This is a genomic window from Chelativorans sp. M5D2P16 (genome assembly GCF_034427935.1).
Lineage (GTDB): Bacteria > Pseudomonadota > Alphaproteobacteria > Rhizobiales > Rhizobiaceae > Chelativorans.
On record NZ_JAXQNM010000039.1, the window covers coordinates 24698 to 50982 of the forward strand.

Genomic DNA, 26285 nt, shown 5'->3' on the forward strand with positions numbered 1-26285 from the left:
GGGAGATTGTGCGACACCGTGGTAGCCGAGAGATCGAGGCGGCTCACTCACCAAGGTCACACCAGTCGGCGGATGCGCTATTGCCTTCAAGGCATCTCACGCATCGGCTTCAAAAAAACCGTGAGAAGTGTAACGAAACGAAGCGCCTCGTTGTCCCTGTGACAACTTGCGATGAACTGCCGGTCATCGAGGCAAAGTTCTGCGACAGCTCCCGCCTAGCGTGGCTCCGTCTAGGCCGCTTCGATCAAGCTGTCGAGATGCTCAGTTCTTGCTGAGCCGCAGATGTGCTTCGGCGAGATCCGCCAAAGTACATGGGGAGGAAACTCCACCACGAGATCCCGGAGATACCCTCGATGGGAGCTCGGCACCCTAAGCTCAGTGTGAACGGAAATGCCCCGAACGCGTCAAAGGATAGGAGATTCAGATGCGTACAATTCTTGCCGCGGCTTTCGCCGCTTCCGTTATTACCGCTGCCTCGGTCGCCTCCGCCAGCTCATTTACCAGCACCGGCGTCATCGCGAATATGAACGACAAGACGAACACAGTTTGGCTCCGGAACGGGGACGCCTACCGGCTGCCCGCCAGTATTGATCTGTCGGGTTTCAAACCGGGCCAGCGGGTTCACGTCAGCTGGAATGCCCAGAACCCCTCGAGCATCGACGGCCGTAACAGCGACGAGAGCATCTGGCTGCTCGATGCTACCGAGATCGGGCACGCTGGAAGGTCCAGCGGCGACATCCTCGGGTAGCTTCTTCGGAGGCGCACACAAACTGTGGGAGCCATCGGACAGAAGAGCCGCATTCCCACGATGAGGAGCGACCCATCCCGTCGGGATGGGTCGACCACACCGGTGCCGCCGATGATCTGATGGATCCGCGTCACCTCTGTCAGAGACTTTACAGAGAAGTGCGGTCTTCTCCCGCGGAAAAATGCGTCAAAAATGGGTGGCGGGGGGTGATGCATTCCCCAATCAAGAAGTGCACGTCGGATGCCTGTAAGCGCGCACCGAGCCGCACGAAGGCGCGGTTGAGCCCTAGTTGGCGCTTTGTGACGAAGCGGATTGGTCTGCTGCCACGCTGCGACAATCTTATACCAGTACGACACACTTGTAAGACAACGCCGTAGTAAGTGCGACCACTTCGCGTCGAAGTGGGAGAGTTGACTATGAAGAGCCGGGATTTCGACAATTGCGTCGGTGCTGGCCCCCTACGGTATGAGGAGTGCCAAACAGGCGTGGGCATTGGAGCGGCGATGGTTGCTCTTGCGTTCATCACGCTCAACGCAACACTGTTTGCGGTTTCGTCCGGCGCTTATGCTCAAGCCGCAAACTCAACCGACTCTTCGATGATGGGTGTGATGCCTGAGGGTACCCCCGTCGATGTTGTCTCAGGGCTCACTATACCTTGGTCCGCTGTGACTGTGGGTCAGGAGGTACTCGTCAGCCAGCGTGGCACCGCGGAAATCCTCGCTTTTCGTCCGGGTGGGGCGCTGCGTTCGGTCGGCTCTGTCCGGGACTTCGTGGCCCGGGGTGATGGAGGGATGCTTGGCCTCGCCGCGCTTGAACAGGGCACCGATGTCTGGGTTTACGCCTATCATGGCACCGCCGCGGGCAATCGGATCGTGCGGATGCCGTACAGCAATGGAATGCTCGGTGATGTGCAGATCGTTCTTGATGGCTTGCCCGGAGGGCGCAGTCACAACGGTGGGCGGATCGCGTTTGGCCCGGATGGAATGCTCTATGCCACGGTCGGCGAAACACGAAATCTTGACCTTCCGCAGGACTTAAATTCACTTGGCGGCAAGATCCTGCGCATGACCCCGGAGGGCGGCATCCCGAGCGACAACCCATTCCCCGACTCTCTTGTCTACTCGTTTGGACACCGCAACCCCCAGGGGCTGGCGTGGGACGATACCGGGCAGCTATGGGCGACCGAATTCGGGGATGATGCATGGGATGAGCTCAATCGCATCGAGCCGGGCGGAAACTACGGCTGGCCGATCGTCGAGGGCCAGGGCGGGAACCCCGACTACATAGATCCGGTCATGCAGTGGCGTACCCGGGAAATGGGGCCTAGCGGGCTTGCTTACATCGACGGCACGTTTTTTATCGCCGGATTGACGGGCCAGCGGGTGTGGACGGTGACAATCGACCCCGCGGGCAATCCCCAAGCAACGGCGTACTATGCGGGCGAGTACGGCCGTATTCGTGATGTCTTCGAGGGCAGCGACGGCAAGCTGTGGTTTCTGACGAACACGCGCGGCGGGGGAGACAACCGGATCCTCTCGGTCCCGCTTACGCCTGCGTCCGCGCCCTGATGCAGGCTGACGGATGTCTCCACTCGGTCTGCAAAATCGACCAAGGGTGACGCGAAGGCGTTGCGTCATCCGCAAAGCCAGATCGAAGACTTGCTCCTCTCGAATTGTGCGGCACTTCACAATGGACTTGACAGTTTGTATGGCACCTAACATTATTGTCAGGTGGCTAACAAACTGAACAATACTCAGCATACGTCTGTCGGCGCCTGGGCGAAGCGGTGCTACCTAGCCGGTCGTGCCGCGATGGAAGGGATGCTCCGTCCATATGACCTTGGCGCGACCCAATGGTACGTGCTGTACCATCTGGCTCACGACGGGCCGACTATGCAGCGGGATCTGGTGCAGACGCTCCAGGTTGAGCGCGCGACTTTGAGCGCGATCGTCAGCGTGCTGGTCCGCAAGGGATTCGTTGAGCAGGTGTCCGACCGTGTTGATCAGAGGCAAAAGCTACTCCGGATGACAGCGGCGGGTACGAAGCTCTGGAATGAGCTGCCCGATCTCGCTGTCATTCACGACGTCGCCTTCGACGGCATTGATGATGCCGCCATCGCCGCGACGATCCAGGTTCTCCAGACCGCTACCGAGCGGCTTGAAAAACTCACAGATAGGATCTGACACATGGCATTATTGATAACCGGTGTGACCGGGTTGGTAGGAGCCCGGCTTCTCCCCCGTCTGATTGAAGCGGGTGTGGATTGCCGCGCCCTCGTGCGCGGCGGTAAAGAGGTTCCTGCCGGGGTAACGCCCGTAGAGGGCGATCTCTTTGATCCAACGACGCTCGCGCGCGCCGTCGAGGGCGTCTCGGACATCATTCATCTCGCTGCAGTTTTTCGCACCCAGGACACCGATCTTATCTGGAAGAGCAACTTGGAGGGAACGCGCAACCTCATCATTGCGGCGAAAGCCCATGCGCCGGAGGCGCGTTTCATCCTCGCGAGCACCAGCAACGTGTATGACATTGACAGCCCGCACCCTGGGCGCGAGGGGGATGTGGTCGATCCGAAGCATGCTTATCCGGCCAGCAAAGTCGCCGCTGAGAAGGGATTGCGGGAAAGCGGACTGAACTGGGCGGTCCTACGGTTTCCCTTCGTCTATGGCGACGGGGACGGACATCTGGAGGAGCTGCCTAAATATGCGATCGCGGGCAAGTGGCATCCCGCCAAAAGGATGAGCGCGATACACCACCGCGATATCGCCACAGCAATGAAACTTGCCTTAGGCGGCGCGATGGATGGCCGCATCGTTAACATTTCCGATGAGGCGCCCACGTCGATCCACGAACTGGCGGATTTGGTGGGCGAAGCGCTAGAACCATCATCCGAGCCGCTAGAGAACCCGTGGCATCTCCATGTCGATTGTTCGCTCGCACGCAGCCTTGGCTTTCAGCCCCGCGTAAGAACCGTTTACCAGGCAGTTCAAGAGAAGCTGATGTAACGCGTATCTGCGTCGTGATGGCCCGGAGCATGTGCTTTGCTTCGCGCCCACTCGCTCTGGCAAAGGCGTCGGGCTCGTCGTGCCGACGCTGCGGACCCGGCCAGGAAGCTGTATCGTTCATGACATCAAGGGCGAGAACTGGAACCTCACGGCGGGCTTCCGAGCAAAGCACGGGCACGTTCTGCTCTTCGATCCGACCAACGCCAACTCTTCGGCCTATAACCCGCTGCTTGAAGTCCGGCAGGGCGAATGGGAAGTCCGCGACGTGCAGAACAGCCGATATTCTGGTCGATCCCGAAGGCAGCCTCGGCAAGCGCAACCATTGGGAAAAGACCAGCCACGCATTCCTGTCGGCGCGATCCTGTATGTGCTTTAGGCCGAACCCGACAAGACACTGCGGGCGATGATGGAGACGTCGCATCTGGCGAGGCCGGCGTTCATCCGTCGGCTGCGCGCGAACTATCGCTCCAAGTCAATATTTGCGGTTGATGCGCCAAATAGAGGGGGTCAGAATTCGTCCATCGTGCAAGCAAGTGTTTTCAAGTGCTCGATCATTCGTTTTGCTGCGGGGCTCAGCCAGTTATCAGGTAATCGCTGAATGCCCGTGGTTCTCTTCGGCAATACGCGCGATAGCGGGAGCGCCGTCAGACCGGGGCGGTCGCGCAGCATCGGGGTCACGGCGAAGGTCAGGGCGTCCGTCTGCTCGATGTAGGTCGCGATGAAGCCATTGGAAGTTGATCGTATCCGCGCAACCGGTGGGGTCATTCCTTCTGTCTGGAACAGTCCGTCAAGACGTTTTTGCGCGTTCACGGCCTTGTCTGGCATGACCCACGGATAGTCTAGCAAGTCGGAAAGTTCCAGTGGCCCTTTCGTTTCCAGCAGATGGCCTCGGCGCGCTATTATGGCATAGCGTGCTGAAGTGAGCGGCTCGGACAGAAGGTCGGTGAATTCCGGATCTTCGGTCAGCTCTGTAAGAATGAAGGCGACTTGGCCACGTCGTGCCAGTTCGGCGAGTTGTCGCTCGAATCCTCCGACGACACTGATCGAAACACCGGGCATTTCCTGCGTTGTAAGGCTGATCGCTCGCGGCAGAAGCCCTGTGAGCCAGATCGGGCCCGCACCGACAGCGAGTTCGGTTTCCTCGTGTTCTTGAAGGTGACGAATTTCGTGCTGTGCGTCTTCCAATTGCCGGAAAACCATTTGCGCACGGCGCACCATAACGTGACCAAACACAGTCAGGCGCATGGTCTTGGGGAGCCGTACGAACAATCGCGCGCCCACTTCTTCCTCCAGGGCAGCAAGGCCTCGGCTCAGTGCCGGCTGGGTCATGTTCAGTTGTTCGGCCGAACGGGTCATCGAACCTGTTTCGGCAATGGACAGAAGGTAGCGCAGGTTCTGAAGGTTCATGGCCTGTAATGATCAAAATGCATTACGAATGCATTGTTAATTATTTGTATTAATGAACTCCCGCATCTAGCGTTTGTCAAATCCAAGGGAGGAGAAATGATGAATCACAGCACGCTGATCCGCTTTGCGGGTATTGCCTTTTCATTCGTCGCTTTTGCCGGAGCCGCTGGTGCGCAGGATTTTCCGACGCGTCCGATCACCATGATCGAACCGTGGGAGGCCGGCACGTCAGGCGATATCACCGCACGTATCGTCGCTGAATTCGCCTCGGAAAAACTGGGCCAGCCGATCGCAGTGCAGAATATCGCCGGCGGCGGCGGCGCCAAGGCGATGCTGACACTTTCGGAAGCCGATCCGGATGGCTACACGATCGGCAATTCGTGGGTCGCCACTCAGATCATGGTGCCGACATTCGAGTCGCGCATCGGTTTCGAGCCGATGGGCTTTGACCCGATCGCGTTGATGTGGGTGAACCCGTTTACGCTCACGGTGACCGCCGATCATCCCGCCAACAACGTCGATGAGTTCGTCGAATGGGCCAAGGCGCAGGACGGTATTCTGCGTGTGGGGGTTTGCCCGGCGGTCAGCCTGCCGCACGTGGTGATGCGGCGCTTCCTCGAGGTGGCCGGAATCACAAACTACCAGCCCATTCCCGCGGATGGCTGCGAGACATCCAACATTCAGGGGCTGTTCGACGGTTCGCTCGATTTCACCACCGGGGCGCTCGGTGCCGAAAAGACCTACGGTGACAAGATCAAGTCCCTTGCGATCTTCACCGAGGAGCGCTCGCCGATCGAGCCGGAGATTCCCACAGCCAAGGAGCAGGGTTACGATCTGGACTGGGGAGCGGCGACAGCCGGCTGGTCCGGACTGGTCGCGCCCGAAGGAACCGATCCGGAACGGCTGAAAGTCCTGCAGGATGTCTTCCGCGACGTCATCAACTCGGAAGCCTTCAAGAAGAAGATGTTCGAAGGCGGCTTTACCGTCCAGTACATGGAGCCTGAGGAATTCAAGGACCTGTGGCGGGTTTCGCTCGAACGGCTGGGGCCCGCGCTGGACGATCTGAAGAAGAACTGAGTGTCGTCGCGCCGCTGCAGCCGATAGTGGCGGCGCGAAGCATGCTTCTGGCCGAGGTTTTTCCCCATGTCCACTGGTGAAATAGCTCAAACCCAGCAAACAGCCGCGACGACGCGATCGCAGGATCTCGCCGCAGTTGTTGTCGGTGCGGGTGCCTTTCTGCTCGGCCTCTGGATGGTGCTGGATATCGCGGCAATGGAAGACAATCCCATCGCCTCATTGTCCGGCGGAATTGACGCCAAGCAGTATCCCACATGGCTGGGCGTAGCGCTGATGGGGCTCGCCCTCGCCGTTGTTGTGCGCCCTGGATACCGGCTGGTCACGACCCACGGCCGGCCTGATGAGGCGCTGCCGTGGGCGCGCATCTTCAGCGTGATCGTTGCCCTGTTTCTTTGTGTTCTGGCCTTCCGCCAGCTTGGTTACATCGCTTCCACCACCTTGTTCGGCGCTGCGCTGATGACTGCCGGCGGCGCACGCCGACCTCTGCCCATCGCCGGCTTTCCATTGGCGCTAACGCTGGTGCTGTACTGGATCGTACGGTTGGTCTTCGACATTCACCTGCCCTTCGGGCGGCTCTGGTCCGGTCTGATCGGGGGGTGAGCGATATGGACGCCTTGTTTGCCGCGCTTGACCTTGCCGGCGTGGCCTCCCTGCTTCTTTCCATCGTTGTCGGCCTGGTTGTCGGCATCATATTCGGCGTGTTGCCGGGTATGGGGCCCTTGCTTGGTATTGCGCTTGCCATCCCGTTCACGTTCTTCATGGAGCCCGTACCCTCGATAGCCCTTCTGATGGGTATCTATCAGGGTGGCAATTTCGGCGGGGCGGTCACGGCAATCATGATCGGGGTGCCGGGCACGCCGATGGCGGCAGCGACGTTGCTCGACGGCTATCCCATGGCTCGCGGCGGACGCGTTTCCGACGCGCTGATATTGGCCACTCTTTCGTCGTTCTCCGGCGCCGTAATCGGCGCTCTTCTGTTGATCCTTCTGTCACCCTATCTGGCCGCCGCCGCCGCCAATTTCGGCCCCATGGAGACGATGCTGCTCGCCGCGCTCGGTCTGTCGACCGTCGCCTCGCTGACGGGGCGGTCCCTGCCGAGAGGTCTGCTCGCCGCAGCATTGGGACTGGCGGCCGCCGCGATCGGTACTGATCCGATTCTGGGGCTGCCGCGCCTGACGATGGGGCTGTCCGGTCTCGACGGTGGATTCAATCTCGTTGCGCTTCTGATGGGCCTATTCGCCGTGTCCGAGCTGCTGGCGCAGGTGGCTGAGGGCGATCATCGCAAGGCGGAGCGGGTGCGTTTGCAGTTGCGCAATGGCATCCTGGGGAACTTCATTCGCCGCTGGACGAACTGGCTGCGCTCGAGCGCGGTCGGCATCTTGATCGGTGCCATTCCGGGTATCGGCGGTGATGCCTCGGCCTATATCGCCTATCGCGTTTCGCGGGGTTTTTCCAAGGAGCCGGAAAAGTTCGGTGAGGGGGCCGACGATGGCGTGGTGGCCGCCGAATCCGCCAACAGCGCCACGACCGGAGGAGCGCTTCTGCCGATGCTCGCCATCGGTATTCCGGGGGATCCGGTGGTTGCCGCGCTGATGGGCGGTTTCCTGATACAGGGGCTTGCTCCGGGACCGCAACTGTTTCAGCAGCAACCGGAAATCGTCTATGGCGTTCTTGCCGCCTTCCTTCTGGGAGCCATGCTGCTGCTTCCAATCGCGCTCGTGATGCTGCGAGCGCTGATACGCACGCTCGCGGTTCCGAAACCCTACCTTGTCGCAGCCGTCGGCATGTTCAGTGTGCTGGGCGTGTTCATGGTGCAGCGCTACATGTTCGACCTGTGGGTATTCTTCGCCTTCGGTCTCATAGGCTACGCTCTGCGGCTGGCCGCAATTCCGCTCGCTCCCCTGATCATTGGCTATGTTCTTGGCGCGACGTTCGAGGAAGAGCTTCGCATGACGTCGCTTGTCACAGGCGGCGACTGGATCGGTTTCTTCCTGCACCGGCCTGCTTCGCAGATCATCCTGGCACTTCTGGTGTTCGTTCTCTTCACGCCCGTCGTGCAGGCGCTGCTGCGCCGTCGCGCGCTGCACAAGCTTTCCACGTCGACACGAGAGTCTCATTCATGACCGAAACCCGTCCCAATATCGTCTTCGTCATCACTGACCAGCAAAGACACGATACAATCCGCGCCATGGGCTTCCCGCACATGGATACACCCAACCTGGATGCGCTTGTGAGCGAGGGTACGGCCTTTTCGCGGATGTATGCGACATCGCCGTGTTGTGCGCCGTCCCGGGCAAGCCTCTTCACCGGGCTCTATCCGCACAATTCCGGCGTGCTGCGCAATGATGAGGTCTGGCCCTCGACATGGGTAAGCGATCTTGCGGAAGCCGGCTATCATTGCTGCAATGTGGGGAAAATGCATACCCACCCCTTCGAGGGGCCTTTCGGCTTTCACGAACGCCACGTCGTGGAGAACAAGGACCGTGCCCATCCCAACCTGCCGTTCTTCCTCGACAACTGGGACAAGGCGCTGATAGCGCGCGGCGTCGAAAAGCCCGACCGGCGAACCTATCGCCGCCGGCAGGATTACGGAACCGCGCTCGGGGCGTTTTCATGGGAGCTCGATCGCGACCTGCATTCCGATGTTTTTACCGGCCGTCTTGCCTGCCGCTGGCTCAGGGAATGGAACGGCTCGAAGCCATTCTTCCTCCAGGTGGGCTTACCCGGGCCGCATCCGCCGTATGACCCTGCACCGGAGGATTTGAAACCTTATCTCGAACGCGATCTGCCCGTACCGATCCCTTCAGACATAGAGGCACAGCCCGCAGCGCTTCAGGAACTGCAGGCGAACCACATTCGCGACGACCACGATGCGGTGCGCCATCTTGCTAACCCGACGGCGGAACAGACACGACGCCAGCGGGCCCACTACTATGCCAATGTCTCGATGATCGACGGGATCGTGGGGGATATCCGGGCCGCACTGGAAGCGCGCGGAGTGGCCGACAACACCATCATCATCTTCACGTCCGACCACGGTGATTGCCTGAACGACCACGGACACAGCCAGAAATGGACGATGTACGAGCACTCCGTCCGCGTCCCGGCAATCATTTTTGATCCACGCCGCTCCGGCGGGACCCATGTCGATCACCTCGTCTCGCTGATGGACCTGGCGCCGACCGTCCTTGAGCTGGCAGGCGTTCGCCCACCCGACTGGATGGAAGGTGTTTCGCTGACGCCATATCTGCGAGGCGAAACCGGGACGCCGCTGAGGACCGAGGTTTTCGCGGAGCTGGCACGCGACATGATCCAGAACAGTGCTGCCTTCTTTACCATGATCCGGTCGGGGCAATGGAAACTGCTGCACATCTCCGGAAGCTCCGAGGGGCAGTTGTTTGACATCGACCAGGACCCTGATGAGCTTGTCAATCTCTGGGACGACCCCGCACACGCGGATGTTCGCCTTGAGTTTACTTCACGATTACTGGAATGGCGCATCGAAAGCGGGCTGGCGGCCCAAGGCTGGCTCGGGAGGATCGCAAGCTGATGACCATCGGCTGGGATTTTTCAGTTGAAGGCAAACGTACGCTGATCACTGGTGGTCTGGGCGGCATCGGGTCTGCTCTCGCCAAGGGATTCGTTCGCCACGGCGCCGAAGTCATCGTCACCGGCCGCGCCCGAGACCACAGGTCGCCGGATGGATGCAGCTATCATGCAGTGGACCTGACGGACGAGGCCGACGTCATGAGGTTGGCGGGCCGGCCGGCGCCATTGATACGCTGATTCACTGCGCCGGGCAGATCGAGCGCGAGCGGGAAATGCAGCCCGAGGTGCCAAGCGGCGCCGATGCAACGATTTGGGAGAGTTGGTCGCGCTATCGGGCTGAAAAGTTCCCATCAACATGCACAGTCACCGGGAGGCCCTTGGGAAAGACTTCCATCAAACAGGTAAGTCCGCCGTTGTGGACGCAACGATGCGGATTTTCGAGCAAGAGACCGGCTAGCGGCGCGCCTGTTGCATTCCACCGCCAATCAATGAGGCGAAGGCTTCGACGACTTCGGCCTCGCTGCAACGCCCGCGCACCATAAGTGCCGAGAGCGCCTCGCCCGCGCCGACCAGACCGACGCAACGTCGCTCCAGGTCGGTTGGCGACAAGGTGCTGTGCGGTAGGAGCACCGAGACAAACATCTGAACGCTGTTGTCGAGCAGCTCCTGGAAAACGGCGGCCTTCTCTTCGCTTCCTGCCAACGCAGCCCCCACCGCATGAAACTCATCGGTCATATCGCCGGCACATCGGATGTAGGCGGCGGCCAGCATATCGACCGTTTCGCCGACGCTTCGTTCGCCGGTGGCCATGGCATTACGGAAAGCCTCCACCCTTTCCGCGTCGATCATCTTGTAAAGCGCGATGAGCAGCCCCGAGCGCGTGCCGAAGTGGTCGTAGGCAACGGGTTTCGAGACCCCGGCGCACGCGGCAAGATGACCGAGGGTAAGCTGGTCCGCACCCTCCTCACGAACGATCTCAAGCGCCGTGTCCAGCAACTGACGGCGCCGGTCCGGCCTGGCAAGCCTGCGGGTCGCCGATCCCCCTGTCGGATCTGTCATCTCGATCTCACGCCTCTTGCAAACCTACTTTTCGTAACTTAATGATAAAAACCTACGATTGGTAGGTTTTCATATCCCGGGCAAGGAAACTCCGCAATGTCATCACATCCCATTCTGCTCATCGGCGGTTCCGGCGTTGTCGGCCGCCGGGCGGCGCGATACCTGCGTGAGGCTCATCCCGAGGTGCCGCTGCTGATCGCGGGCCGCGATCTCGCGAAGGCAAGGAAGGCGGCGGCCGGGATCGGCAGGGCAGAAGGCGTGAGGCTCGATCTTGCCGTCGATGGTCTCGGCCTCGGGGCGCGGCCGGTCAGTGCAGTCGCCGTCTTGTTTGCGGACGAACGCATGGCCGGTCTGCGTTTCGCCCAGTCTCGCGGTGTGCCGTATATCAGCATCTCGCCGCTTCTTCAGGAGATCGGCCCTGAGGTCGGCGGTTACATCCACCGGCCCGGCGCCGCGCCCGTCGTTCTCGGCACGGAATGGCTCGTCGGCGCCACGACCGTCCCGACGCTCGAGTTCGCCAAGGCGTATGGTCGGTTGGACAGTATCTCCATCGGCGCTCTGCTCGACGACGAGGATACCGGCGGCCCGGCGCAGACCGTGGACCTGGAGCGGGTGACGAAGACCGCGCCCGCCGCTCTTGCCCGGCGCAAGGGCAGGTTTGTCTGGCGCGTCGGCGACGATGCCACGGCGACGATCCGCGCCGTCGACGGCACCAGAATGGACGCATCCGCCCTGTCGCCGAACGATGTCGTAGGCCTCGCGATGGCGACGGGCGCACCGAACGTGGAGTTCAACCTCGCGACGGGTGTCAGTTCCACGCGCCGTCGAGGCGAGCCGATGTCGACCGAGATCATCATCGACCTTGCCGGAGAGGATCACGAGGGCCGACCGCTGTGCACCCGGCATGCCGTCGTCCATCCCGAAGGCCAGTTTCCGCTGACGGGGCTCGGGGTTGCAATGGTTCTCGAACGGGCGACCGGGCTGGCCGGGGGGCCGGCTGTTCCCGCCGGCCTCTACTTTCCGTACCAGTTGCTGGACCCAGACGCCTATTTTACACGCCTCGAACAGATTGGCGGCAGGGTGCTGACGCTCGATCTCCAATAGTTAGGCATCCCCACCAAAGAGGGTGGTGTGTGGCCCGCTCCCCGAAAGCCGCGCAATGCGTTTGCGACCGCCCCCCAGGGCGAGGTCTGACGGTAAACGATTCACGCCGCCGTTCGCGGTGTCGGGCTGGCTTGCGTTGCCAAACCCTATGCCACAAAGGATCTGGCGGCTGGACGCCTCGTCCGCCTGCTCCCGGGCTGGTCGACCCTGCTTCTCGCATGGGATCTTTATTATCCGAACCGCCAGCAGCTTCCGCCCGCGTTCCGGGCCTTTCTCGATTTTTCCGCGCAGCGGTGCGTGAAGGTCCGATGCAAGGAAGTGACGGACGTCCTGTTTGATCGGACCTCATCGCCGCGACACCCCTGTGATGCATGCGCCACCTCCAGCGTGCGGTAATGAATTGCATAGCATGGCATGAGACTGGTTTTGCCAGATCGCTCCTGTTTAACTGGGAGCTCCAGCGCGCGGACGCAGCGGCCGATGCCGCGAATATCTGTCGGTTTTTGACGTCGGGGTCGGCGCCGGCCGGCGTCCGGGTGCCGGGAGCATAGCTGGATGGCGCGAGGGCTATTATTCGCCGCGATCGGCCGAAACGGCAACTTCACGCTGCGCCTGCAGGGACGCAAGTCGATCAGCCAGCGCCTTCGAAATGGAATCGTAGGCAATGCTGCCCAAGGTGAGACGCAGCGCCGGCTTTTCGCTGTCAGCGGCCGTAATGATGGCGTCTACAGTCCGTGCCGCATCACCCTTGATATCGAAGCTTCCGCTGTCGATGGCGCGCCGCACCTCTCCGGCGGGCGTGTCCTCGTACACCTCCATCGATGCTGGGCGAACAAGGCTGGCACCGAAGTTGGTCGCCGTCGGACCGGGCTCGGCGATGAGGAAGTCGATCCCAAAAGGGGCGACTTCCTGAGCGACGGATTCGACGAAGCCCTCAATGCCCCATTTGGTGGCGTGATACAGGCTGAAATTGGGGTAGGCGATCTGTCCGCCTTCCGATGAGACCTGAACCACACGTCCGCCGCCTTGCCGCCGCAGATGCGGCAGGGCTGCACGGACGATCTGTATGGAACCGGTCAGGTTGGTGGCAATCTGATGCTCGATCTGTTCGTCGGTGAGTTCTTCCGCTGCTCCGAACAATCCATAGCCAGCATTGCTGACGAGGACGTCGATCCGGCCCATCTGCGCGAATGCTTCGTCCATCACATTTCGCACGCGCCCGAAATCGGTAACGTCGAGCTTCAGAACTGCAATGTTCGCGCCATGCTGCTGCTCAAGATCGCCAAGGGCATCCTCTCGCCGCACTGTTGCTACGACACGATCTCCTCGCGCCAGTAATCGGCTCGCCATCTCCCGGCCCAACCCTGAGGACGCCCCGGTAATCAACCATGTTTTGCTCATATGACACTCCTTTCATGAGATCGGTCATGATGTAGGGCGACATAATTCGTGCAATAAGACCGCTATTGTTGCATGAATAGGTGAAGGAGATTCACCAATGAGAAAGCCATCGCTGGCTGACCTGGAAGCGTTCACGGTCGTGGCCACCGAGCGCAGCTTTCGGCGTGCCGCCGATCTGCTGGGCGTCTCGCGATCCGCGCTCAGTCACCGCATGAGGAAGCTGGAAGAGCAAGTGGGGCTGCGGCTTCTGAACCGGACAACCCGCAGTGTTTCACCAACCGATGCGGGATCTCGACTACTCGGCCGGATCGGTCCGGTTCTCAGAAACCTCGACTCGGCGCTCGATACGCTCGCGGTTGACCGCGGTAGCCCCAGTGGTGTGTTGCGGATTAATGCCGACAGAGGTGCCGCTCGACTAATGCTGCGCCATATCATGCCGACATATCTGGAGAGATACCCCGATGTCGAACTCGATCTGGTCAGCGAAGGGCGTCTTGTCGACATCGTGGACCGGGGGTTCGATGCGGGCATCCGGCTCGCTGAGGCGGTGCCCCAAGACATGATCGCGGTAAGGATCAGTGACGATCTCCGCTTCCTCACCGTCGCCTCACCGGACTATGTCAGCCGTTTCGGCAAACCGGTTGTTCCCGATGATCTGCTTAGGCATGGCTGCATTCGTCAGCGCCTGCCAAGTGGCAAGCGCTACCGATGGGAATTCGAGAAGCACGGGCAGGAAATCGCTATCGATCCCCCAGGCGCACTGACGCTCAATGACAATGACCTCATGATCGAAGCGGCAACCCGCGGATTGGGCATCGCCTATGTGCCTGAAACCGCTGCCCACGATTCCCTCGCTGCAGGTCGCCTGACAGCGATACTTGAAGACTGGTGCCCGCCATCCTCCGGCTTGATGCTGTACTATCCCGGACACCGTCACGTGCCTGCGGCACTGCGCGCCCTAATCGACTTGTTGAAGGAACCCGACACGAAGGCGGCCTTGCTTTCCGGCCCCAGGTAGCGGAGCGCTGGCCGTCCCGAGTATGCCTCGCCAATGCGTTTTCTGCGCAGTGTTCAGGCGGATCAAGGGATGCACGCTAAATGCGGGCACTCACCTTGGAGGACAAACGGGCTGCGTTTCTGCGCCGTGGGTTGCACACACGCCGCAACGCGCACCGATCTCGGCAAGCGTGATGTCCGGCGTCTCCTCGATGAGGCCGAGCATGAAGGCCTCATGCGCGTCGAGCTTCGAACGCGACGGCTGGCCTTGTTTGCGCGCTTGTGTCTCGCCGGTCTCGCGATAGCGGCGATACCAGTTCCCGGCCGTCGAAATCCCGATCCGGAAGCGCCGCGCCGCCTCCCGCGTCGACACACCATCTTCAATGGCCGCAATCACGCGCCCGCGAAGGTCAGCGCTCAAGCTCCTGGTCATCATCACCTCCCGCAAATCACCAGGAGAAATGAATCAGACAAAACCTATCGCCTGAATCCCGAAACCGACTCCGCCTTCTTCGAAGAGGCTCTAACTCAATGAGTTGGCGGCATTTTGATTCGGAAGGCTGCGCGCGGCAACCTTCTCCCGGTGACCTGCTCCCGGCGTTGTAGCTGTCTATAGTTAGCCCTGTTCACGTCACCAGTGTTCGCAATCTTTTTTTGGCTGAAGGCGTCGATTTGGTAGGGGGCATGCGCGCCCACTCATGGTCGAGCACGCCATGTCAAACGGCTTTGGCTTCGGCGGACTCAGCGCAAGCGCGATCTTCAGGCATCGGACCTGATGCTGAACGTGACGCTGATTTGTTGCATCGCGTTGCGAGTTACCCGCTATCTGGATTGATACATCTGTTGCTTTTCATATCTCCAATGATACGGTCTTTTCATGCAAGATGACCGGTCACCGAACCGACCCTGGCTACTTCTGATCCACCAGCTGCCCAGCAAGCCGGCCTATTTGCGCGTCAAGATCTGGCGCCGGCTCCAGGGCATCGGCGCTGTCGCCGTCAAGAGCACCGTCTACGCGCTGCCGGCGACCGCCGAGACGCGGGAGGATTTCGCGTGGCTCCTGAAGGAGATCGTCGAGGGCGGCGGCGAGGCGATGGTCTGCGAGGCGCTCCTGATCGACGGTCTTTCGGATGACCAGGCGCGGGCGCTGTTCGATATGGCGCGCGATGCCGACTATGAGGCGATCGCGAACGAAGCCCGGGCGCTCGCTGCGGCGCTAGATGCTGCGGGGGGCAGCGGGGAGAAGACGGAAGCGCACGCCCAGGTCCGGCGCCTGCGCAAGCGGCTGGCTGATATCACGGCGATCGACTTCTTCGGCGCGACCGGCCGCCTCACCGCGGAAGGTTCCATCGCTGAATTCGAGAGCCGGCTCGCAGCGGACGAGGGCATGGACGCCGCAAAGGCGCAGGCTGTGCTGACGGCGGAGGACCTCAAAGGCCGTATCTGGGTCACGCGCAAGGGCGTCCACATCGACCGCATCGCTTGCAGCTGGCTGATCCGCCGCTTCATCGACGTCGATGCCGTGATCCGCTTCGTGCCGGGCAAGGGCTATGTCCCCAAGCCGGGTGAGCTGCGCTTCGACATGTTCGAAGGCGAGTTCACCCACGAGGGTGACCGATGCAGCTTCGAGGTACTGCTCGCCCGCACCGGCCTCGACGACCCGGGCCTTCAGGCGATCGCCGAAATCGTTCACGACATCGACTTGAAAGACGGCAAGTTTGCGCGCGAGGAAGCGACCGGCATCGCCCATCTGATCGCCGGCATCGCCCTGGCGCACGCTAACGACGAGGAGCGCATCGCTCAAGGAGTGCCCGTCTTCGACAACCTCTATCAATATTTCCGCAAGAAGCGCCGGTGACGCGCAGGGGGTGGATCCATGGACAGAAATGCAAGCGACGACATACAAGCGATCCAGCGCAACACCGCGCCGGACCACGGCATCCCCTTCGCCGAGGCGGTGCGCGTGTGGGCACGGGTGGCGGCGCTCAGCTTCGGCGGTCCGGCCGGGCAGATCGCCGTGATGCACAGGATCATCGTCGAGGAGAAGCGCTGGATCGGCGAGACGCGCTTCCTGCACGCGCTCAACTACTGCATGCTCCTGCCGGGACCGGAGGCGCAGCAGCTCGCCGTTTACATCGGCTGGCTCCTTCACAAGACCAAAGGCGGGCTCGTCGCCGGCACGCTGTTCGTGCTGCCGGGTGTCGTTGCCATCATGGGCCTGAGCTGGATTTATGCGCTCTTCGGCAATGTCGGCGTGGTCGAGGCACTGTTCTTCGGGCTGAAGGCGGCGGTGCTCGCCATCGTGCTGCAGGCCGTCGTCCGGGTCGGTAGCCGTGCGCTCAAGAACAACGTCATGGTGTCGCTCGCCGCGGCCGCCTTCATCGCCATCTTCTTTTTCCACGTGCCGTTCCCGCTCATCATCCTGACGGCGGCCCTCATCGGCTTTGCCGGCGCGCGCGCGGGCCTCGCGCCCTTTCTCGCCGCCAATGGTCACGGCAAGGTGGGTGACAGGCAGGTCGCCGACGCGGAGAGCGCCCTTGGCGAGACGATCCCGGCGCACGCCCGGCCTTCAGTCGGCTGGGCGCTGAGGATCGCAGGCGCGTTTCTCATCCTGTGGCTTACACCGGTCATCGCCCTCGTCGTCGCCTTTGGCAGTGGCAACGTCTTTGCCGATATCGCCGTCTTCTTCTCCAAGATGGCCGTGGTGACCTTCGGCGGGGCCTATGCCGTTCTCGCCTATGTCGCGCAGCAGGCGGTGGAGACCTATCAGTGGCTCCAGCCCGGCGAGATGCTGGACGGGCTCGGTCTGGCGGAGACCACGCCGGGGCCGCTCATCATGGTTACACAGTTCGTCGGCTTCATGGGCGCCTTCCGCGCGCCGGGCTCGCTCGATCCGCTGCTGGCCGGCACCCTCGGCGGGCTTCTGACCACCTGGGTCACCTTCACCCCCTGCTTCCTGTGGATCTTTCTCGGTGCGCCCTATGTCGAGGCGCTGAGGAGCAACAGGGCGCTGTCGGCCGCACTGGCGACGATCACAGCGGCCGTCGTCGGTGTCATCCTCAATCTTGCGGTGTGGTTCGGGCTGCATGTGCTCTTCGGGGAGCTCGTCAATGTGAGCGGTTTCGGTATGAGCGTCGATGCGCCAGTGCTGAGCTCGGTCAATGTTGCCTCGCTCGTGCTCACCCTCGGCGCGCTGATCGCCGTGTTCCGCTTCAAGGTCGGCATGCTGCCGGTGCTCGCCGCCTGCTCCCTGGCGGGGCTGCTTTATGGGCTCATCTGACGCTGGAAGAACGGACATTCGGCCGCGCCCGCGGCTCGACCCGGCGACGGCCTCCTCGCCATGCTCTTGCCCCGGCAGCGGCCGGTTTTGGGGGGCGGACAGCGCATTGCTGCCCGCCTTTGGTCAGAAGTTCGCAAGGGCTAACAGATTACATCCGATACCTTGCTACGGGTCGAGCCGCCGGTCAGCCGGCACGCTCGATGCCGGTTGCGTCGAACACCCAGATCCACTCGTCGCTGTTGTGACGGTCGTCTGTGCTCGAGGGGTTTTGGGAGTTCCAGCTGACGTGAACCCGCTGGCCCGCCGCCAGGCCGGAAAGATCGACATGGGTAGGCAGCCGATAGGCATCGCCGTCCCGGATTCGAACGGTGTTCGTTTTGGTGTTCACGCTCTCGATTACACCGGTGCTCGTGAATGTACCGGCGGAGGCAATCGAGGCAGCGCCCATCACGGAAGCGGCAACAGCCGCGGCAAGAAACTTGCGCATTTCAAAACTCCTATTCTTTCGCGTTCAGAGACGGACAAGCCAGTACCCCTGGAACCTTCTTCCGCATCGTCGTCCGGTCCCTTGAGCGGGCTTGTTCTCCGCGATCATCAATACTGCGCGCGCCGATCAGGAGCTTGCCAACGGGTGTTCAAGATTTGCACGATCCTGCAGGATGCGCCAATGCCTGCCTGAGGGGCTGTCAGCCCAAGAGCCCCTGATCCTCAACACGTCACAATGGCGTGGACACTATCTTGGAATGATACGCGTGTCCGTATGCATGCGGCTCTGTATTGTCCCCGCGGGCGGTCAGCTTGCCCAAGAATCCAGAAAACTTGCCTGATCCTGCATCGCCGGTGATTTCCACGTGTTTCGACACTAAGTTCGGCTCTGGTTTCAGGAGAGATCACATGAACCGCTCTACAAAAGATCACATTGAATCCCTCAAAGAGGCAGTTGAGGTTTACGCCGCTCGTCACGCCAACAGCGATGGCCTGGCAATGACGCCGGTGCCGGGGCTCATGATGAAATGCGTCAAAATGCCAAGCGGCGGCCGACATTCGGTTTATCGGCCGCTGGTTTGCGTGATTTTGCAGGGTGCCAAGCGAATGACCGTGGGCCGGGAGGAGCGGGTCTTTTTTGCCGGTCAGTCCGCCATCGTGAGCGCGGACATGCCGGTGACCGGACAGATCATGACGGCGAGCCAAGATGAGCCTTTTCTCGCAGTTGCCATAGAACTCGAGATCGCGACCCTGCGCGAACTTGCGGCGCAGCTGGGCGACGTCCGCTCGCACCATCCTTCCGAGACAGGCAACTTGTTTGCCGTAGATACGGAAACCGCGACGCTGGACAGTATATGGCGACTGATGCAATTGATGGATCGACCCGCCGCAGTGCCGCTGCTTCGTCCCGGAATCATGCGGGAGCTGCACTATTGGCTTTTATCGGGGCCGCACGGTGCCGCCTTGCGGACACTTGCTGATCCGCATAGCCATGCCGGTCGACTTGCAGCGGCCATCGCGATCCTGAGAGCGGAGTATCGCGACCGATTGTCGATCGAGCGTCTTGCAGCGGCGGCGGCGATGAGCCTCACCGCCTTTCATAAGTATTTCAAGCAGATGACCTCGTTGACTCCGGGCCAGTATCAGAAGCGTCTTCGTCTCGTCGAGGCACGCCGCTTGATGCTTGACGAAGGTCTCTCAGCGACGAGCGCCGCATTCGAGGTGGGCTATGAAAGTGTGTCGCAGTTCACGCGCGACTACGCCCGCCTGTTCAATGCACCCCCGAAACGCGATACCCTTCGTCTCCAAGCGGCATCCCGCTGGATCAGCGAGGAAATGCGGAAAGGCGAACAGGCGAACGCCGCCTAGATGCGGCCTTTCAACAGGTCGCGACGCGCTTCAAACCAGAATGGCCGGCTCGCGCGGATAGCGCGAGCCGAACCGATTATCGCTTCTTATCGACCACGCCGTCCCGGTACAGGACCATGCCGGCATGGTAGAGGACGCCATCGACAAAGTCGCCGTCCGCCGTGAAACCGGTATCGTCCCAGTAATCGATGTGATCGCCTGTGATCTCGTATCGACCCTGATAGGCTTTCTCACGCGTTCCGCGCGCTTCGACATAGCGGCCGTTCGGACGCAATTCATGCCGAATGTAGCCGTCCTCGGTGAGCCACATGCCGACATAGGGATGGCTTTGCACCGCCCCGCTGGCAGGAATCTGATCTGCTTTCACTTGAGCAACTCCTTCCGACAGGAATATTGCGCTGGAGCCCACGAGAAGGAGGGCAGCCGATACCCATGAACGTCTCATCGAACCACTCCTACTGAGGCCTTGAGCGTCTCGGCAAGAAACCCGCATCCGCTCCAGGGCCGGGCGGTGGCGCGGCTAAGGTGGCGGGAATACCACTTCATGAAGTGTTTCCCTAAGTGGTCGCCGTGGGACGAATGACGATCTCGTTGACATCGACGTCCTGCGGCTGCTCGATCGCGTAGCGGACGGCGCGCGCGATGGCATCGGGCTGCAGGGCGATGGCCCGGTAGGTCTTCATCGCCTCGGCGGCGACCGGATCGGTAATCGTCGATGCCAGTTCACTCTCCACCACGCCGGGGTGGATGCAGGTGACGCGCAGCTTGTCGTTTTCCTGCCGCAACCCGTCAGAGATTGCACGGACGGCGGATTTCGTGGCGCAATAGACGGCGGCCGTCGGTACGACGCTCAAGGCGCCGACCGAGGCGATGTTGATGATGTGGCCCGCTTCCCGTTTCGTCATCTCGGGCAGCACAGCGGCGATACCGTTCAGTACGCCCTTGATGTTGACGTCGACCATTTGGTCCCATTCGTCGACCTTCATCGAACTCATGAGGGACAGCGGCATGATGCCCGCATTGTTGATAAGCACATCGACGTGTCCCCAGGCGGTTCGAGCCGCGTCGGCAAAGGCGCGGACGCTGTCGCGGTCCGTTACGTCCAGAGCATGGGTGAGGACCGTGCCGCCGCGTTCCTCGATCCTTGAGGCGGCGTCTTGAAGCCGGTCCATGCGCCGGGCGCCCAACATGACCTTTGCTCCGGCGCTGCCGAGTTCGAGCGCGATCCCTGCGCCGATACCGCTGGATGCACCGGTGATTAGAACGACTTTGTCGGAAAGCATCATTGTCTCCATTCCAGGTGTTGAAGCGAGCGTCTCCACGTGGAGCCGCAGCCGCAAACATTGGCGAATGGAGGGGGCAGCGGTAGAATGGCTCTCCGGATTTCTTGCACGATTCTCCAATAGTCATAGATTGAGCTTGCAAAGAGGGAGTCGTCTGGAAAGGATCGTGTATGCGGAACCTTGCCGAACTCACAGGTCTCATCGAGCGCCATGCGCCGACCGACGGGATAACCGCGACACGACTTCCACGGGTCGCACTCTTGCGCTCGAGCGCTCCAACCGAGCCATTGCACACGATGTACGAGCCGTCCGTCTGTTTTGTCGCACAGGGGCGGAAGCGTGCGCATCTTGAGGGCGTCGAATATCTTTACCAGGCGTCCGAATATCTCATCGTGGGCGTCGATCTGCCGGTCATCGGGGCCGTCATCGAAGCAAGCCCGGGCGCGCCCTATCTCTGCTTCAAGCTGCAACTGGATCGAAGCGTGCTCGTCGACATGCTGCCTGACGCACAGCCGGAACGATCCGGTCCGCCGATCTCGGTCGCGGCGGCGACGCCGGAACTGATCGATGTGGCCGCGCGCATGCTGCGATTGCTGGATGCTCCCGACGACATCGAGGCTCTGGCGCCCCTGATCGAGCGAGAAATCATGCACCGGTTGCTGAACGGACCGCAAGGGACGGTCCTGCGCCAGATCGTGGTCGTTGAAAGCCGACTTTCGCGAATCCGGGACGCTATTCAGTATCTCACGGAGCATTTCCACGAGACGTTCTCGGTCGAAGAGCTGGCGGTGAGGGTGGGCATGAGTCCGTCATCCTTCTACGAACAATTCCGCCAGACGACGATGATGACTCCGCTTCAGTTCCGCAATCATCTGCGCCTTCAAGAGGTTCGCAGGCTCATGCTGAGCGAGGGGGTGACTGCGGCCGAAGCCGGATTTCGCGTCGGATACGAAAGCCCGTCGCAGCTCAGCCGCGACTATGCCCGGATACACGGGATGCCGCCGAAGCAGGACGTCGCGCGGCTGAAGCGGCTGCTGCCCGCCGAGGTGGCCGTCGATGCAGCGCTGTGACGGCTGTCAGCTACACCAGCGCGCTTGTTCCGGCCGTCTGGCCGTCTTCAACGATGGTCGATTTGCCCTGCATGCGCAGAGCGTCGCGCTTCGGCGGCGCCCGGAACAGCCGGCCGTATTCGCGGGTGAATTGCGAGACGCTCTCGTAGCCTACCTCGAACGCGGCGCTGCTTGCCGAAAGGCCTTCGTCGAGCATGAGGCGGCGTGCCTCGATGAGACGAAGCCGTTTCTGGTACTGCCCCGGCGTCAGCGACGTCATGTGCTTGAAGTGCTTGTGAAAGGCGGTGAGGCTCATCGCCGCCGCGTCTGCCAGCCGCTCGACAGGCACACGCGATCGATATTCGGTCCTTAGGATCGCGATGGCCGCGGCGAGACGGCTCGCGTGGCTGTCGGGGTCCGCATGCGCCCGCAAGGCGGCGCCGTGCGGTCCCGACAGGAGCCAATAGTGCAACTCCTGCATGATCCCGGGGCGCAGCAGCGGCGTTGCCTCAGGCCGGTCCAGCAGGCTCATGAGCCGCGCAGCACAGTCCAGCACCGCGGCTTCGCTGTCCTGGGCGAACAGGGTGCGTATGTCCGACGGGCGCTGCAGGTGGGCACCACCCATATGTGCCGTCAGTTCGCGCAGGATCGTCACCTCCAGCTCGACCGCGATCGCCAGATAGGGCTCGGCCCGGCTCGTCTGCACGATCCGCCCGAGGACGGGCATGTCGGCGTTGACGATCACCGACTGCCCGGCGCAAAAGACGCGCTCCTGATTCCCAACGACCATGCGCTTGGCGCCCTGCAGGACGAAGCAAACCAGCGGCCTGTAGATCGAATGCAGGTCGCCGGGCGGTGCCTCGACACACATCATTCGCAGGCCCGGCACCGGCGTCAGCGCTAGGCCGTCACGGTTCGCATGGCGGCTGGCATAGGCCCGAACGGCCTGTTTGAGCGTGTCCATGTACTTCCTCCTGCACTTCAGTGCGAAATTAGCATGGCGGCCGGCAGATGCCAGAAGGCATGCACGATGAGGCAAGTTTTGCGCAGATGTTGGCAAGCTTCATCGTCGCTGCGCCGGTAGGAAAGAAGGCGTCGAAATCACAACTCGGCCACGGCGCTTTAGAGTGCGACTTCTGTGCCGAGCCGCCTTGGCAGATGGAGTTTTATCCAATGAAAACGACAGGCAATACGATCCTCATCACCGGGGGCGGATCCGGCATCGGCCGGGAACTCGCCCTGCGCTTCAACGAGCTTGGCAACAAGGTGGTCGTCGCGGGTCGGCGCATCGACGCGCTGGAGGAGACGGTTGCCGGCCGGCATGACATGCACGCGATGGTCCTCGACGTTGGGGATCCGCAGGCGATCAGGGCCTTTGCCGAACGTGTCGTCGCCGAACATCCGGACCTCAACGTCCTGATCAACAATGCCGGCATCATGCGGCGCGAGGACCTGACCAGGAGCCGCGACCTCAGCGATTCCGAGCAGACCATCGTCGCCAACCTGCTTGGCCCGATCCGGCTGACGAACGCGCTGACCGACCATCTGGCAGGCCAGCCGGATGCGGCGATCGTGAACGTATCGTCCGGTCTGGCCTTCGTTCCGCTCAGCGCCACGCCGACCTACAACGCCACCAAGGCGGCGCTTCATTCCTATACGGTGTCCTTGCGCGAGCAGTTGAAGGGCAAGATCGAGATCATCGAGCTGGTCCCACCCGCGGTGCAGACCGAATTGACCCCCGGCCAATCGACACGTGACGGCTACATGCCGTTGGGCGACTTCATCGACGAGGTCATGGCGCTGTTCCACGAAGAGTCGACGCCCAAGGAGATCCTGGTGGAACGGGTGGATTTCCTGCGCTGGGCGGAGCGGGACGGACACTTCGACCAGGCGGTCGAGATGCTCAGCACCCACTGAGCGGAAGCGCGTGCCACGGCGCACGGCCGGCAGACCAGCAATGTCGCGATCCGCGCATCAATCGGTCCGGGGTCAAGGGGTTGGGCGAGGTCGTTCTTGTCGGCGTGGCGCCGGCGATCACCAATGCGGTCTATCACGCAACCGGGGTGCGCGCACGCCACCTGCCGGTCCGCATCGAAGACCTGATCTAGTCGCGGATTGAGGGATCTCCTCTTGTCCCTGTCTTTGAAGCGCCAGATCGTCGGTCCTGCGGGATCCGCCCGGGACTAGCCGGACGGGCATCGCGTCGGCCTCACGCGCCGTTGCGGTGGCCGGGGGCACACCGTTGCATCAGGGCCAACGGCGCAGCAATCCTCTCTATCGCGCGCGCAGCCGCTTGATGTGATCTACGATCAGCCTGTGATCATAGGGCTTTGCGAGATGAGGTCCTTCCTCACAAAGATCTCCGGCCGTATCGGCAATGCGTTCTACGGCGCTGGCGAGCAGAATCTTCACCTCGGGCATGGATTTGCGGATCCAATGCGACAGGTCGAAACCGCTGATTTCGCCAGGAAGCTCGATGTCGGACAGAACGATATCAATGGTAAAGTCCGGATGCTGGAGCGCCTGGATGGCTTCCGTTCCAGTGCCTGCCTCGACCACGCGGAAGCCGCAGTGGCGTAGATACTCGGCGATCACAGTTCGGGTTATCACATCGCCGTCGACGATGAGGATCGACACGGCTGGACCTTCTTTTTCCATCAGCCATCCCGCTTTGCCGGGTTTGCATCGATCATTTCCATTATCGCTCTTGCCAGCTGATTACTGGGGGTCGGCTTTGAAAAGAAGAGATCGATGAGATGCTTGTGTTCGTCCTTTGGCTCCAGATGACCCGACATGACGACAACCCTCACGCCCGGTCGTTCCTGTTTCACGGCCCGCGCCACATCAAGGCCATCGCGATTGCCAGGCATCCGTACATCGGTCACGACGAGGTCTATGCGAGCAGTAGACCTCAGGACGTCGATCGCCTCGTCGGCGCTTCCGGCCTCAATCACCTGGCAACCCAATAGCCTGAGTTCCTCGGCGATGTCGAACCGGATAAAAGGTTCATCCTCCGCCAAAAGCACTACGTTCTTGTCCGCTTGGACTCCACGCCAGGGGTTGGATTTAGCAGCCATCGGCAGCATTCTGGCATGAGATTATCGTGATGCCCATTGTCGCCCCTTGTTTCCCTTATTCGAAAACGAACTTTTCTCGGGCAATCTGGTTCCTTATTTTTTTGAAATAAATCAGCAGTATCTCCGAGCCAGCGGCTCGGAGGCCCGCTACGCTCATGTCGCCCACAATACCCGGTTGCCACTTTAGCAGCGTTCCAATTCACCTACGCTGCTGCCCTGCCTCGTTTTCGCAGCAGGCGGTGATCGCCACCTTGCCGCCTTCCCGACGGTATGCAGCTGCATCGGAGATGTGATCCACGGCACGGCGCTTGCGGCCGGAGCGTCAACGGAGGACGGCGACGGCTCGGGTCGCCGGCTCAGCCTTTTGGGGGTTCGGCATCGCCGGTGGTTCGGTCGGGCGCGGTGACAGTAACGCCTTTTGCTGCCGCGACGACGGTTCGCCGTAGCCAAACGTGCCTGGGCTCGTCCTGATGGCGTGCGTGCCAGGCCAGGCTCATCGTGACGCGGCCGAGGTCGACAGGCGGGGGCACGGTGACGAAACGCCCCATCCCGGCCGCCGTCAATGCTAGGCTCGACGGGAGGGTCATGATCAGGTCGGAGCGCCCGGCGATTTCCACTGCGGCAAGGAAGTTCGGCACGCGCACGTTGACCCGTCGCCGGCGCCCCATGCCGGCAAGCGCAACATCGACGGGAGCCGGGCCCACGCCGGTGATGCTTACCACAATATGGCCGAGTTCGAGATATCGTCCGAGGGTGAGCTTCCCCTTGGCGGCCGGATGTCCGGCACGCATCAGCGTGACGAAGCCATCCTCATAAAGGCCACGCCGGCGGATGCCCGCAGGCGCCTCACCGATCACGCCGACGATCGCATCCACGGCATCGCTTTGCAATGCTTCGAACAGTGATGTACCGGGCGGCTGGATGTCGAGGTCGAGTGCGGGCGCCTCGGCGGCGAGATGGCTGAGCAGACGGGGAGCCAGCGCCGCAGCCTCTAGATCGGCCATAAGCAGTCGCACGTGCCCCGTAGCGGCCGCCGGGTCGAATGGTCTTGCCTCCAGCATATCACTGATACCCGCCAGCATGCTGCGGAGCGTCGGGCGGATTTCCTCGGCACGGGCGGTGAGGATGTAGCCGTTCCGCCCGTCGACCAGCAGCGCGTCTGCAAAGAGCGTGCGCAATCGGGCAAGCGCGCGGCTGACGGCAGGCTGGCTCATGCCGAGACGTCCGGCCGCTCGGGTCACGCTTCTTTCCTCGAGAAGCGCGTGCAGCGTCACCAGCAGGTTCAAATCAACTTGGCGTAAATCCACTTCATGCATGATGACTATATATCTCATGCATTGGACGCATGAAAAGCGGAGATGTATCGAGTCCGCATCGAAGATGCCTACAGCCAGCGGGA

The 26285-nt window shown here is 61.6% G+C and carries 28 protein-coding genes and 1 pseudogene; 18 read left to right on the forward strand and 11 right to left on the reverse strand.

Features of this window, described 5'->3' with window-relative positions; translation table 11 throughout:
• Positions 1-424 precede the first annotated feature (424 nt).
• From SIN08_RS19740 to SIN08_RS19760, 5 genes and pseudogenes are all read left to right on the forward strand, one after another.
• Positions 425-748 (forward strand): DUF1344 domain-containing protein, encoded by a 324-nt coding sequence (locus SIN08_RS19740; RefSeq protein WP_322453327.1) that lies wholly within the window; start codon positions 425-427, stop codon positions 746-748.
• 503 nt (positions 749-1251) lie between these two features.
• On the forward strand, positions 1252-2316 hold the full coding sequence (locus tag SIN08_RS19745) for a PQQ-dependent sugar dehydrogenase (RefSeq protein ID WP_322453328.1): 1065 nt from the start codon (positions 1252-1254) through the stop codon (positions 2314-2316).
• 243 nt (positions 2317-2559) lie between these two features.
• Positions 2560-2931 (forward strand): MarR family winged helix-turn-helix transcriptional regulator, encoded by a 372-nt coding sequence (locus SIN08_RS19750; RefSeq protein WP_322453329.1) that lies wholly within the window; start codon positions 2560-2562, stop codon positions 2929-2931.
• 3 nt (positions 2932-2934) lie between these two features.
• Positions 2935-3750, forward strand: coding sequence for an NAD(P)-dependent oxidoreductase (locus SIN08_RS19755; protein ID WP_322453330.1), 816 nt, complete (start codon positions 2935-2937; stop codon positions 3748-3750).
• Positions 3751-3754: 4 nt separating this feature from the next.
• Positions 3755-4212 (forward strand): annotated as a pseudogene (locus SIN08_RS19760) (type IV secretory system conjugative DNA transfer family protein); the annotation flags it as partial.
• Between the two features lie 45 nt (positions 4213-4257).
• On the opposite strand, the gene SIN08_RS19765 reads toward SIN08_RS19760, so the two are convergent.
• Positions 4258-5157 (reverse strand): LysR family transcriptional regulator, encoded by a 900-nt coding sequence (locus tag SIN08_RS19765; RefSeq protein ID WP_322453331.1) that lies wholly within the window; start codon positions 5155-5157, stop codon positions 4258-4260.
• A 96-nt stretch (positions 5158-5253) separates the two neighbouring features.
• Between SIN08_RS19765 and SIN08_RS19770 the strand changes: the two genes are divergently transcribed.
• The 5 genes from SIN08_RS19770 (at position 5254) to SIN08_RS19790 (ending at position 10020) form a co-directional block, all read left to right on the forward strand.
• Positions 5254-6234 carry a tripartite tricarboxylate transporter substrate binding protein gene (locus SIN08_RS19770; protein ID WP_322453332.1) on the forward strand — a complete coding sequence of 327 codons (981 nt, stop codon included), beginning with the start codon at positions 5254-5256 and terminating at the stop codon, positions 6232-6234.
• Between the two features lie 66 nt (positions 6235-6300).
• On the forward strand, positions 6301-6834 hold the full coding sequence (locus SIN08_RS19775; protein WP_322453333.1) for a tripartite tricarboxylate transporter TctB family protein: 534 nt from the start codon (positions 6301-6303) through the stop codon (positions 6832-6834).
• A gap of 5 nt (positions 6835-6839) precedes the next feature.
• Positions 6840-8357, forward strand: coding sequence for a tripartite tricarboxylate transporter permease (locus SIN08_RS19780; protein ID WP_322453334.1), 1518 nt, complete (start codon positions 6840-6842; stop codon positions 8355-8357).
• Positions 8354-9784 carry a sulfatase gene (locus SIN08_RS19785; RefSeq protein WP_322453335.1) on the forward strand — a complete coding sequence of 477 codons (1431 nt, stop codon included), beginning with the start codon at positions 8354-8356 and terminating at the stop codon, positions 9782-9784. Before SIN08_RS19780 ends, SIN08_RS19785 begins: the two co-directional genes overlap by 4 nt.
• Positions 9784-10020: an NAD-dependent epimerase/dehydratase family protein gene (locus tag SIN08_RS19790; protein ID WP_322453336.1), complete on the forward strand. Its 237-nt coding sequence runs from the start codon at positions 9784-9786 to the stop codon at positions 10018-10020. Before SIN08_RS19785 ends, SIN08_RS19790 begins: the two co-directional genes overlap by 1 nt.
• A 216-nt stretch (positions 10021-10236) precedes the next feature.
• Here the strand turns inward: SIN08_RS19790 and SIN08_RS19795 are convergent, their stop codons facing one another.
• Positions 10237-10842 (reverse strand): TetR/AcrR family transcriptional regulator, encoded by a 606-nt coding sequence (locus SIN08_RS19795; protein WP_322453337.1) that lies wholly within the window; start codon positions 10840-10842, stop codon positions 10237-10239.
• Positions 10843-10938: 96 nt separating this feature from the next.
• Between SIN08_RS19795 and SIN08_RS19800 the strand changes: the two genes are divergently transcribed.
• Together SIN08_RS19800 and SIN08_RS23685 are read left to right on the forward strand one after the other, a co-directional pair.
• A complete protein-coding gene (locus tag SIN08_RS19800) occupies positions 10939-11946 on the forward strand; it encodes an NAD(P)-dependent oxidoreductase (RefSeq protein WP_322453338.1) in 1008 nt (335 codons plus the stop codon).
• 99 nt (positions 11947-12045) lie between these two features.
• A complete protein-coding gene (locus SIN08_RS23685) occupies positions 12046-12342 on the forward strand; it encodes a LysR substrate-binding domain-containing protein (RefSeq protein ID WP_416208107.1) in 297 nt (98 codons plus the stop codon).
• 174 nt (positions 12343-12516) lie between these two features.
• On the opposite strand, the gene SIN08_RS19805 is transcribed toward SIN08_RS23685, so the two are convergent.
• Positions 12517-13347: an SDR family oxidoreductase gene (locus SIN08_RS19805; RefSeq protein ID WP_322453339.1), complete on the reverse strand. Its 831-nt coding sequence runs from the start codon at positions 13345-13347 to the stop codon at positions 12517-12519.
• Between the two features lie 97 nt (positions 13348-13444).
• Between SIN08_RS19805 and SIN08_RS19810 the strand changes: the two genes are divergently transcribed.
• On the forward strand, positions 13445-14365 hold the full coding sequence (locus SIN08_RS19810) for a LysR family transcriptional regulator (RefSeq protein WP_322453340.1): 921 nt from the start codon (positions 13445-13447) through the stop codon (positions 14363-14365).
• Between the two features lie 90 nt (positions 14366-14455).
• Here the strand turns inward: SIN08_RS19810 and SIN08_RS19815 are convergent, their stop codons facing one another.
• Positions 14456-14776, reverse strand: a complete 321-nt coding sequence (locus tag SIN08_RS19815) for a helix-turn-helix domain-containing protein (RefSeq protein WP_322453341.1) — start codon at positions 14774-14776, stop codon at positions 14456-14458.
• Between the two features lie 444 nt (positions 14777-15220).
• On the opposite strand from SIN08_RS19815, the gene SIN08_RS19820 reads away from it, so the two are divergent.
• A complete protein-coding gene (locus SIN08_RS19820; RefSeq protein WP_322453342.1) occupies positions 15221-16201 on the forward strand; it encodes a chromate resistance protein ChrB domain-containing protein in 981 nt (326 codons plus the stop codon).
• Between the two features lie 18 nt (positions 16202-16219).
• Positions 16220-17623, forward strand: coding sequence for a chromate efflux transporter (chrA, locus tag SIN08_RS19825; RefSeq protein WP_322453343.1), 1404 nt, complete (start codon positions 16220-16222; stop codon positions 17621-17623).
• A 184-nt stretch (positions 17624-17807) separates the two neighbouring features.
• Here chrA and SIN08_RS19830 read toward each other — a convergent pair whose 3' ends face one another.
• Positions 17808-18110: a DUF1344 domain-containing protein gene (locus SIN08_RS19830; RefSeq protein WP_322453344.1), complete on the reverse strand. Its 303-nt coding sequence runs from the start codon at positions 18108-18110 to the stop codon at positions 17808-17810.
• A 407-nt stretch (positions 18111-18517) separates the two neighbouring features.
• Here SIN08_RS19830 and SIN08_RS19835 point away from each other — a divergent pair, with 407 nt between their 5' ends.
• A complete protein-coding gene (locus SIN08_RS19835) occupies positions 18518-19477 on the forward strand; it encodes an AraC family transcriptional regulator (RefSeq protein ID WP_416208106.1) in 960 nt (319 codons plus the stop codon).
• A 76-nt stretch (positions 19478-19553) separates the two neighbouring features.
• On the opposite strand, the gene SIN08_RS19840 is transcribed toward SIN08_RS19835, so the two are convergent.
• Complete coding sequence (locus SIN08_RS19840; RefSeq protein WP_322453345.1) at positions 19554-19922, reverse strand: Atu4866 domain-containing protein; 369 nt, start codon at positions 19920-19922, stop codon at positions 19554-19556.
• A 112-nt stretch (positions 19923-20034) separates the two neighbouring features.
• Positions 20035-20760 (reverse strand): SDR family oxidoreductase, encoded by a 726-nt coding sequence (locus tag SIN08_RS19845; protein WP_322453346.1) that lies wholly within the window; start codon positions 20758-20760, stop codon positions 20035-20037.
• 170 nt (positions 20761-20930) lie between these two features.
• Between SIN08_RS19845 and SIN08_RS19850 the strand changes: the two genes are divergently transcribed.
• Positions 20931-21830, forward strand: coding sequence for an AraC family transcriptional regulator (locus SIN08_RS19850; RefSeq protein WP_322453347.1), 900 nt, complete (start codon positions 20931-20933; stop codon positions 21828-21830).
• Positions 21831-21840: 10 nt separating this feature from the next.
• Here the strand turns inward: SIN08_RS19850 and SIN08_RS19855 are convergent, their stop codons facing one another.
• Positions 21841-22773, reverse strand: a complete 933-nt coding sequence (locus SIN08_RS19855) for an AraC family transcriptional regulator (RefSeq protein WP_322453348.1) — start codon at positions 22771-22773, stop codon at positions 21841-21843.
• A gap of 209 nt (positions 22774-22982) precedes the next feature.
• On the opposite strand from SIN08_RS19855, the gene SIN08_RS19860 reads away from it, so the two are divergent.
• Entirely contained in the window at positions 22983-23726 is a 744-nt protein-coding gene (locus tag SIN08_RS19860; RefSeq protein WP_322453349.1) for an SDR family oxidoreductase, read from the forward strand.
• Positions 23727-24083: 357 nt separating this feature from the next.
• Here the strand turns inward: SIN08_RS19860 and SIN08_RS19865 are convergent, their stop codons facing one another.
• The 3 genes from SIN08_RS19865 to SIN08_RS19875 form a co-directional block, all read right to left on the reverse strand.
• On the reverse strand, positions 24084-24467 hold the full coding sequence (locus SIN08_RS19865) for a response regulator (protein ID WP_322453350.1): 384 nt from the start codon (positions 24465-24467) through the stop codon (positions 24084-24086).
• Positions 24467-24886 (reverse strand): response regulator, encoded by a 420-nt coding sequence (locus tag SIN08_RS19870; RefSeq protein WP_322453351.1) that lies wholly within the window; start codon positions 24884-24886, stop codon positions 24467-24469. The genes SIN08_RS19865 and SIN08_RS19870 overlap by 1 nt, the downstream gene beginning before the upstream one ends.
• Before the next feature lie 356 nt (positions 24887-25242).
• Complete coding sequence (locus tag SIN08_RS19875; RefSeq protein ID WP_322453352.1) at positions 25243-26202, reverse strand: LysR family transcriptional regulator; 960 nt, start codon at positions 26200-26202, stop codon at positions 25243-25245.
• Positions 26203-26285 lie beyond the last annotated feature (83 nt).

Coding starts and splice junctions, on each gene's coding strand:
- SIN08_RS19810 (WP_322453340.1), top strand. CDS start 13,445: ATGAGAAAGCCATCGCTGGCTGACCTGGAAGCGTTCACGGTCGTGGCC.
- SIN08_RS19860 (WP_322453349.1), top strand. CDS start 22,983: ATGAAAACGACAGGCAATACGATCCTCATCACCGGGGGCGGATCCGGC.
- SIN08_RS19745 (WP_322453328.1), top strand. CDS start 1,252: ATGGTTGCTCTTGCGTTCATCACGCTCAACGCAACACTGTTTGCGGTT.
- SIN08_RS19750 (WP_322453329.1), top strand. CDS start 2,560: ATGGAAGGGATGCTCCGTCCATATGACCTTGGCGCGACCCAATGGTAC.
- SIN08_RS19820 (WP_322453342.1), top strand. CDS start 15,221: ATGCAAGATGACCGGTCACCGAACCGACCCTGGCTACTTCTGATCCAC.
- SIN08_RS19835 (WP_416208106.1), top strand. CDS start 18,518: ATGAACCGCTCTACAAAAGATCACATTGAATCCCTCAAAGAGGCAGTT.
- SIN08_RS19740 (WP_322453327.1), top strand. CDS start 425: ATGCGTACAATTCTTGCCGCGGCTTTCGCCGCTTCCGTTATTACCGCT.
- SIN08_RS19870 (WP_322453351.1), bottom strand. CDS start 24,886: ATGGCTGCTAAATCCAACCCCTGGCGTGGAGTCCAAGCGGACAAGAAC.
- SIN08_RS19775 (WP_322453333.1), top strand. CDS start 6,301: ATGTCCACTGGTGAAATAGCTCAAACCCAGCAAACAGCCGCGACGACG.
- SIN08_RS19815 (WP_322453341.1), bottom strand. CDS start 14,776: ATGACCAGGAGCTTGAGCGCTGACCTTCGCGGGCGCGTGATTGCGGCC.
- SIN08_RS19785 (WP_322453335.1), top strand. CDS start 8,354: ATGACCGAAACCCGTCCCAATATCGTCTTCGTCATCACTGACCAGCAA.
- SIN08_RS19865 (WP_322453350.1), bottom strand. CDS start 24,467: ATGGAAAAAGAAGGTCCAGCCGTGTCGATCCTCATCGTCGACGGCGAT.
- SIN08_RS19780 (WP_322453334.1), top strand. CDS start 6,840: ATGGACGCCTTGTTTGCCGCGCTTGACCTTGCCGGCGTGGCCTCCCTG.
- SIN08_RS19875 (WP_322453352.1), bottom strand. CDS start 26,202: ATGCATGAAGTGGATTTACGCCAAGTTGATTTGAACCTGCTGGTGACG.
- SIN08_RS19840 (WP_322453345.1), bottom strand. CDS start 19,922: ATGAGACGTTCATGGGTATCGGCTGCCCTCCTTCTCGTGGGCTCCAGC.
- SIN08_RS19805 (WP_322453339.1), bottom strand. CDS start 13,347: ATGAGCAAAACATGGTTGATTACCGGGGCGTCCTCAGGGTTGGGCCGG.
- SIN08_RS19765 (WP_322453331.1), bottom strand. CDS start 5,157: ATGAACCTTCAGAACCTGCGCTACCTTCTGTCCATTGCCGAAACAGGT.
- SIN08_RS19770 (WP_322453332.1), top strand. CDS start 5,254: ATGATGAATCACAGCACGCTGATCCGCTTTGCGGGTATTGCCTTTTCA.
- SIN08_RS19800 (WP_322453338.1), top strand. CDS start 10,939: ATGTCATCACATCCCATTCTGCTCATCGGCGGTTCCGGCGTTGTCGGC.
- SIN08_RS19790 (WP_322453336.1), top strand. CDS start 9,784: ATGACCATCGGCTGGGATTTTTCAGTTGAAGGCAAACGTACGCTGATC.
- SIN08_RS19855 (WP_322453348.1), bottom strand. CDS start 22,773: ATGGACACGCTCAAACAGGCCGTTCGGGCCTATGCCAGCCGCCATGCG.
- SIN08_RS19755 (WP_322453330.1), top strand. CDS start 2,935: ATGGCATTATTGATAACCGGTGTGACCGGGTTGGTAGGAGCCCGGCTT.
- SIN08_RS19845 (WP_322453346.1), bottom strand. CDS start 20,760: ATGCTTTCCGACAAAGTCGTTCTAATCACCGGTGCATCCAGCGGTATC.
- SIN08_RS19850 (WP_322453347.1), top strand. CDS start 20,931: ATGCGGAACCTTGCCGAACTCACAGGTCTCATCGAGCGCCATGCGCCG.
- SIN08_RS19830 (WP_322453344.1), bottom strand. CDS start 18,110: ATGCGCAAGTTTCTTGCCGCGGCTGTTGCCGCTTCCGTGATGGGCGCT.
- SIN08_RS19795 (WP_322453337.1), bottom strand. CDS start 10,842: ATGACAGATCCGACAGGGGGATCGGCGACCCGCAGGCTTGCCAGGCCG.
- chrA (WP_322453343.1), top strand. CDS start 16,220: ATGGACAGAAATGCAAGCGACGACATACAAGCGATCCAGCGCAACACC.